This window comes from Variovorax sp. 20P10.2.4 (assembly GCF_058244205.1).
The window spans coordinates 1-7,136 of record NZ_JBZAYE010000390.1 but is presented as its reverse complement, the minus strand read 5'-3'; the positions used below and the strand labels follow the sequence as shown (position 1 = coordinate 7,136).

Annotated in this window: 7 protein-coding genes; all 7 read left to right on the top strand. The window is 70.0% G+C overall.

Annotation, left to right across the window (positions count from 1 at the left end):
• Window positions 1-58 precede the first annotated feature (58 nt).
• Window positions 59-580 (top strand): rod shape-determining protein MreD, encoded by a 522-nt coding sequence (mreD, locus tag AC27VN_RS27900; protein WP_093344091.1) that lies wholly within the window; start codon window positions 59-61, stop codon window positions 578-580.
• 2 nt (window positions 581-582) lie between these two features.
• On the top strand, window positions 583-1,359 hold the full coding sequence (locus AC27VN_RS27895; RefSeq protein ID WP_490878633.1) for a hypothetical protein: 777 nt from the start codon (window positions 583-585) through the stop codon (window positions 1,357-1,359).
• A 26-nt stretch (window positions 1,360-1,385) separates the two neighbouring features.
• Complete coding sequence (gene mrdA, locus AC27VN_RS27890; RefSeq protein ID WP_093344095.1) at window positions 1,386-3,356, top strand: penicillin-binding protein 2; 1,971 nt, start codon at window positions 1,386-1,388, stop codon at window positions 3,354-3,356.
• A 234-nt stretch (window positions 3,357-3,590) separates the two neighbouring features.
• A complete protein-coding gene (gene xylF, locus AC27VN_RS27885) occupies window positions 3,591-4,613 on the top strand; it encodes a D-xylose ABC transporter substrate-binding protein (protein ID WP_093344096.1) in 1,023 nt (340 codons plus the stop codon).
• A 135-nt stretch (window positions 4,614-4,748) separates the two neighbouring features.
• On the top strand, window positions 4,749-5,939 hold the full coding sequence (locus AC27VN_RS27880) for a sugar ABC transporter permease (protein ID WP_093344098.1): 1,191 nt from the start codon (window positions 4,749-4,751) through the stop codon (window positions 5,937-5,939).
• 2 nt (window positions 5,940-5,941) lie between these two features.
• Window positions 5,942-6,742: an ATP-binding cassette domain-containing protein gene (locus AC27VN_RS27875; protein ID WP_093344099.1), complete on the top strand. Its 801-nt coding sequence runs from the start codon at window positions 5,942-5,944 to the stop codon at window positions 6,740-6,742.
• Window positions 6,743-6,765: 23 nt separating this feature from the next.
• The coding region (locus AC27VN_RS27870) for a winged helix-turn-helix domain-containing protein (RefSeq protein WP_490878632.1) at window positions 6,766-7,136 on the top strand (371 nt) is incomplete at its 3' end.

The following is a 7,136-nucleotide window of genomic DNA, read 5'->3' as shown; positions in this document are numbered from 1 at the left end:
AGGCGTCCGAGAAGAACGGCGCCGCCGCCGCCGCGAAGAAACCCGCGGAGGCCGCGCGATGATCAAGCGACCCGGCCAGCAGCAGCTGTTGCTGCCCGTCAGCCCCGTGTTCATGTGGGGCAGCCTGGTGGTGGCCCTGCTGATCAACATGGTCCCGATCGGCCGCGCCGCCTGGATGCCCGACCTGCTCGCGCTGGCGATCGTGTTCTGGGGCGTGCACCAGCCGATGCGCGTGGGCATCGGCGCCGCCTTCGTCTTCGGCCTGCTGATGGACGTGCACCAGGCCTCGATGCTCGGCCAGCATGCGCTGTCCTACACCACGCTGGGCTTCTTCGCGATCACCATCCACCGGCGGCTGCTCTGGTATCCGGTGCTGTCGCAGGCGCTGCAGGTGCTGCCGCTGTTCGCGCTGTCGCAGCTGATCGAGATCGTCACGCGCATCCTCGGCGGCGGGGTGTTCCCGGGCTGGTCGGTGCTGATCTCGCCGGCGGTCGAGGCCGCGCTGTGGCCGCTGGCCACCTTCGTGCTGCTGGCGCCGCAGCGCCGCACGCCCGAGCCCGACGAAAACCGTCCCTTGTGACCATGTCCGCCGCCGGGCCTTCCCTGCCGCCGTCCGTGCAGGCCTTCGTGGACGCCGCCCTCGTGGTCGGCGACCTCGGGCTGCCGCAGTGGTATCCCGAGCCCGGCGGCATCGATGCCTTCCAGGTCGGCTACCGCTCGCACGGCCACACCGGCGAGGACCTGAGCAGCGAGGCGCCGGGCCAGTGGCATCCCGCCTGGCTCGCGGTGGCGGCCAACTACTTTCGCGATCCCTACTTCATCGACCTGCGCGAGGCCGACGCAGGCTACCCGGTCTGGTGGGCACCGGCCTCGGCCGGCCGCTGGACGCCGTCGCCCGTGGCCGCGTCGATCGAGCGCTTCGGCGCGCTGCTGCAGTCGCTGGCGGCGCTGGGCGACGACCCGGGCGCGATGCTCGCGCGCATCGAGCGCGAGCCCGGCACCGAGGGCGCGCCCTGGCGCGAGATCCGCGCCAACCTCGCCGAGGCCATGGACGCGCCCGAAGCGGAAGAACCGTCCGCGCCGCTCGACCCCGCGCACTGGACGCGCGGCGCGCTGGTGCTGCGCGATGCGGGCGCACGCCGCGTCGAGGTCGCGCAATGCCTGGTGCGGCTGCTCGGCGTCGCGCCGGCACGCGCGCTCGCGCTGCTCAAGGCGCTGCCGCTGGAACTGTGCAGCGGTTTCCAAACTCATCTGGAAGCCGACCTGCGCAGCCTGCGCGCGCTCGGCGCCACGGTGGACTTCGTGCCCGCCGGCACCGGCGATGCCGGGCCGGTTGCCTCGCCACCGCATGAAGCCTAAGCTCATCCATTGACCGTTCGCCGCCCATGACCGAAATCCGCAACGTCGCCGCCGACCTCGCGCGCTTCAAGCGCCGCGTGATCGTGATCGGCCTCACGGTGCTGTTCGCCTTCGGGCTGCTGTCGTCGCGGCTGATCTACCTGCAGGTCACGCGCCACGAGGACCTGGCCGAGCAGGCCGAGAGCAACCGCACGGCCGTGGTGCCGGTGGTGCCCAACCGCGGGCTGATCCTCGACCGCAACGGCATCATCCTGGCCTCCAACTACTCGGCCTACACGCTCGAGATCACGCCCTCGAAGGTGGGCGACGTCGAGCAGACCATCGACGACCTGACGCAGGTGGTCGAGGTCTCGCCGCGCGACCGGCGCCGCTTCAAGCGCCTGCGCGAGGACTCGCGCAGCTTCGACTCGATCCCGATCCGCACCCGCCTGAGCGACGAGGAGGTCGCGCGCTTCGCGGCCCAGCGCTACCGCTTTCCGGGGGTGGAGATCAAGGCGCGGCTGTTCCGCAACTATCCGCAGGGCGAGCTGGGCTCGCACGTGCTCGGCTACATCGGCCGCATCAACCAGCGCGAGAAGATCGCGATGGAGGACTGGGACGAGGAAGAGCAGGCCAACTACAAGGGCACCGACTACATCGGCAAGCTCGGCATCGAGCAGAGCTACGAGAAGACGCTGCACGGCCAGACCGGCGTCGAGCAGATGGAGACCTCGGCCGGCGGCCGCGCGGTGCGCCGGCTCGCGAGCCACCCGGCCACGCCGGGCAACACCGTCATGCTGTCGATCGACATCAAGCTGCAGAAGCTGGTCGAGGAGATGTACGGCGACCGGCGCGGCGCGCTGGTGGCGATCGATCCCAAGACCGGCGAGGTGCTGGCCTTCGTGAGCAAGCCCACCTTCGACCCCAACCTGTTCGTCGAGGGCATCGACACCGAGAGCTGGCAGGCGCTGACCGAGTCGATCGACAAGCCGCTGCTCAACCGCGCGCTGCGCGGCACCTATCCGCCCGGCTCCACCTACAAGCCCTTCATGGCGCTGGCCGCGCTGCAGACCGGCAAGCGCGGCGCCAGCGTGGTGGTCAACGACCCCGGCTACTTCAACTTCGGCGGCCACCGCTTCGGCAGCCCCGAGGGCAACCTCGGCGGCGTCGACATGCGCCGCTCGATCCAGCTGTCGAGCAACATCTACTACTACTCGCTGGCCAACGAGATGGGCGTGGACCTGATCCACGACTTCATGAAGCCGCTGGGCTTCGGCCAGATCACCGGCATCGATCTCGGCGGCGAGGTGCGCGGCGTGCTGCCGAGCACCGAGTGGAAGCGCAACACCTACAAGCGGCCCGAGCAGAAGAAGTGGTACGCGGGCGAGACCATCTCGCTGGGCATCGGCCAGGGCTACAACACCTTCACCATGCTGCAGCTCGCGCAGGCCACCGCGATCGTGGCCAACGGCGGCATCAAGCACAAGCCGCACCTCGCGCTCGCCACGCGCGACACCGTCAGCGGCCAGGTGGTGCCGCTGCCGCAGCCGCCGGGCGTGAACCTGGGCCTCACGGCGGCCAACATCGCGGTCATCCGCGAGGGCCTGACCAGCGTGGTCACCAGCGGCACCGCGCGCAGCGTGTTCGCGGGCGCGGGCTACCAGGCGGCCGGCAAGACCGGCACGGCGCAGGCCGTGACGCAGGCGCAGAACACCAAGTACAACGCGCGCGCGCTCGAGGAGCACCAGCGCGACCACGCGCTGTTCATGGCCTTCGCGCCGGTCAACGATCCCAAGATCGCGCTCGCCGTGATCGTCGAGAACGCCGGCTGGGGCGCCGGCGCCGCCGCCCCGATCGCGCGCCGCGTGTTCGACTACTGGCTCTCGGACCAGTACCCGAGCGAGGCCGACATGGCGGCCGTGCGCATCGGCAAGGCCGGCGCGCCGATGGGCAAGCCGCGCGTGGCCAGCGAGGTCGCCTGGCCGGCCCCCGCGCCGGCGAACGCACCCGCGCCCTGAGCCGGCGCGCCTCCTTTTCCCCCCGTCCGTCCGATCCGCTCGGGGAATTCCCCGATGCCCGCGCCACGCCTGCGATGGGATAGTTAGTTCGCCAGCCAAACTAAGTAGCGCCAAGGTTCTCAATCGGGTCCGCGGCGAACCACAGGCGTGGCATGGGGCGGGTTCCGGCCTTCGCGCGCCGGTCCCGAAGCACAGGCCGCCTGCACCGGGCGACTCAACACTGGAGAGACATCGATGCAACTGAAACACACCCTGGCCGCCATGGCTTTCGGTCTGACGGCCGTGGGCGCCATGGCCCAGACCGTGGTCGGCGTGAGCTGGTCCAACTTCCAGGAAGAACGCTGGAAGACCGACGAGGCCGCGATCAAGGCGCAGCTCGAGAAGCTCGGCGCCAAGTACATCAGTGCCGATGCGGGCGGCTCGCCCGAGAAGCAGCTCGGCGACATCGAGGGCCTGATGGCCAAGGGCGCGAAGGCGCTGATCGTGCTGGCGATGGACAAGGACGCGATCCTGCCCGCCGTGACCAAGGCCACGCGCCAGAAGGTGCCCGTGGTGGCCTACGACCGCCTGATCGAGGCGCCCGGCGTGTTCTACATCACCTTCGACAACGTCGAGGTCGGCCGCATGGAGGCGCGCGAGGTGCTCAAGGTCAAGCCCAAGGGCAACTACGTGATCATCAAGGGCTCGCCGAGCGACCCGAACGCCGACTTCCTGCGCGCGGGCCAGCAGGAAGTGCTGGCCGACGCCATCAAGAAGGGCGACATCAAGATCGTCGGCGACGAATACACCGAGGGCTGGAAGCCCGAGGTGGCGCAGAAGAACATGGAGCAGATCCTCACCAAGAACGGCAACAAGGTCGATGCCGTGGTGGCCGCCAACGACGGCACGGCCGGCGGCGCGGTGGCCGCGCTCACGGCCAAGGGCCTGCGCGGCATCCCGGTGTCGGGCCAGGACGCCGACTTCGCGGCGCTCAACCGCATCGCGCTGGGCACGCAGACCGCCACCATCTTCAAGGACTCGCGCGAGCTCGGCCGCGAGGCCGCCAGCGCCGCGCTGGCGCTGTCGCAGGGCAAGCCGGTCGAGAAGGCCGGCACCTGGAACTCGGGCCCGAAGAAGGTCTCGCTGTCCTCGCGCCTGCTGACGCCGGTGCCGGTCACGCGCGACAACCTCGACGTGGTCGTCAAGGCCGGCTGGATCAAGAAGGACGAACTCTGCAAGGGCGTCTCGGGCGCGAACGCGCCGGCGGCCTGCAAGTAAGAACAGGGCAGGGGGCGCACCGCGCGGTGCGTCCCGCCGCGCCGCGCGCGATCCGCGGCAGGGCGCGGGCCCCGTCCCCGACGGGCCGGCCGTGACCGCCGCCGCCCATCCCGTTTTCTCCGAGGGAGTCCTCCAATGAGCAATCCAACCCCAGGCTGGTGGCGCCGCACCGGCATCGACCTGCGGCTCGTGCTGATGTGCGTGCTGCTGGCGGTGCTGGCGATCGCCTTCAACCTCATGTCGGGCGGCGTGTTCCTCACGCCCGAGAACCTCTACAACGTGGCCCAGCAGACGGCCGTGGTCGGCATCGTCTCGACCGTGATGGTGCTGATCATCGTGGCGCGCCACATCGACCTCTCGGTCGGTTCGGTGATGGGCTTCGTGGGCGTGCTGATCGCCTACCTGCAGTACACCTCGGGCTGGTCCTGGCCCACGGCCTGCCTCGCGGGGCTCGCGGTGGCGCTGCTGGTGGCCATCTACCAGGGCTGGCTCACGGCGGTGCTCGGCGTGCCCTCGTTCGTGGTCACGCTCGGCGGCCTGATGTCGTTCCGCGGCGCGGCCTTCCTGGTGGCCGACGGCAAGACCCAGCCGGTCAACGACGAGTTCTTCCAGCGCCTGGGCGGCGGCTACGACGGTGGCATCGGCGTCACGGCCAGCTGGGTGATCGCGGGGCTGGTGGCCGTGGTGCTGTTCGCGCGCATGGTGCAGAAGCGGCGCGCGCGCACGCGCCACGAGATGCCCAACGAGCCGCTGTGGATCGAGCTGCTGCTGACCGCGGTGCCGGCGGCCGTGGTGCTGCTGTTCGCGGCCGTGATGAACCACTACAAGATCGACTCGAAGGACGCGCCGCAGGGCATCCCGATCCCGGTGCTGATCTGGGCCGTGGTGGCGATCGTGCTGTCGTTCATCGTGCACCGCACGCGCTTCGGCCGCTACGTCTTCGCGATGGGCGGCAACCCCGATGCGGCGGCGCTGGTGGGCATTCCGGTCAAGCGCGTCACGCTGATGCTGTTCGCGCTGCTCGCGGTGCTGGTGACCATCGCGGCCATCGTCTCGATCGCGCGGCTGAACGCCGGCACCAACTCGCTGGGCACCGGCATGGAGCTCTACGTGATCGCCGCGGCCGTCATCGGCGGCACCGCGCTGGCCGGCGGCAGCGGCTCGATCTTCGGCTCGGTGCTGGGCGCGCTGATCATGCAGTCGCTCGACAGCGGCATGCTGCTGCTCGACGTGCCGATCGGCAAGCGCATGGTGATCATCGGCCAGGTGCTGATCGTGGCCGTGGTGTTCGACGTGCTCTATCGCCGCAAATTCGGGGAGAACTGAAGATGGCCGAGATCGACAAGACCCGGCCGCTGGTCGAACTGCAGGAGATCCGCAAGGCCTTCGGCGGCGTGAAGGCGGTCGACGGCGTGAGCGTCAACCTCTATCCGGGCGAGGTGGTGGCGCTGCTGGGCCACAACGGCGCCGGCAAGTCCACGCTGATGAAGATGCTCGCGGGCGCCTACCCGATCGACTCGGGCGAGGTGCGCATCGCGGGCGACAGGGTCAACATCCGCACCCCGGCCGAGGCGCAGGCGCAGGGCATCGAGACCATCTACCAGACGCTGGCGCTGGCCGACAACCTCGACTCGGTGGCCAACCTGTTCCTGGGCCGCGAGAAGATGACGGCCTGGAACACGCTCGACGACCACTTCATGGAAGTGCAGGCACGCAAGGTGTTCCAGCGCCTGAACAAGAACTTCACCAACATCCGCATCCCGGTGCGCCGCCTCTCGGGCGGCCAGCGCCAGGTGGTGGCGATCTCGCGCGCGCTGTACTTCAACGCGCGCATCCTGATCATGGACGAGCCCTGCGCCGCGCTCGGCCCTGAGGAGACCGCGATGGTCGGCCGGCTCGTGAAGCAGCTCAAGGACGACGGCGTGGGCATCTTCCTGATCACCCACGACATGCCCGACGTGTTCTCGCTGAGCGACCGGCTCGCGGTGATGAAGAACGGCAAGCTGGTTGGCACCTACCGCACGGCCGACGTCACCGAGGACGAGGTGCTCGGCATGATCATCGCGGGCAAGCGGCCCGAGGGCCGAGAGCAGGCGCCGCACGCGGCGACGGCGGTGGCCGCGGCCTGAGGCTTTTCCATCCGGCCCCGCGCATGAAGACCATCGGCGACCAGCAGCTGCTCAAGCGCATGAACCGCAGCGTGCTGCTGCGGCTCCTGCGCGCGCAGCCGGGGCTGTCGCGCGCGCGGCTCGCGAGCGAGAGCGGCCTCACCAAGTCGACCGTGAGCCTGCTGGTGCGCGAGCTGCTCGACGAGGGCTGGCTCAGCGAATCGGGCGCCGCGGTGGCCGACGGGCTCGGGCGGCCCTCGACCCCGCTGCAGATCAATGTCGGCGTGCGCGCGCTCATGGGCATCGAGATCGCGGTCGACACGGCGCGGCTGGCCTGCGTCTCGCTGCAGGGCGAGGTGCTGCATTCCGACGAGCAGGCGTTGGCCGACAGCGCGCCGGCCGGCACCTGCGCGCA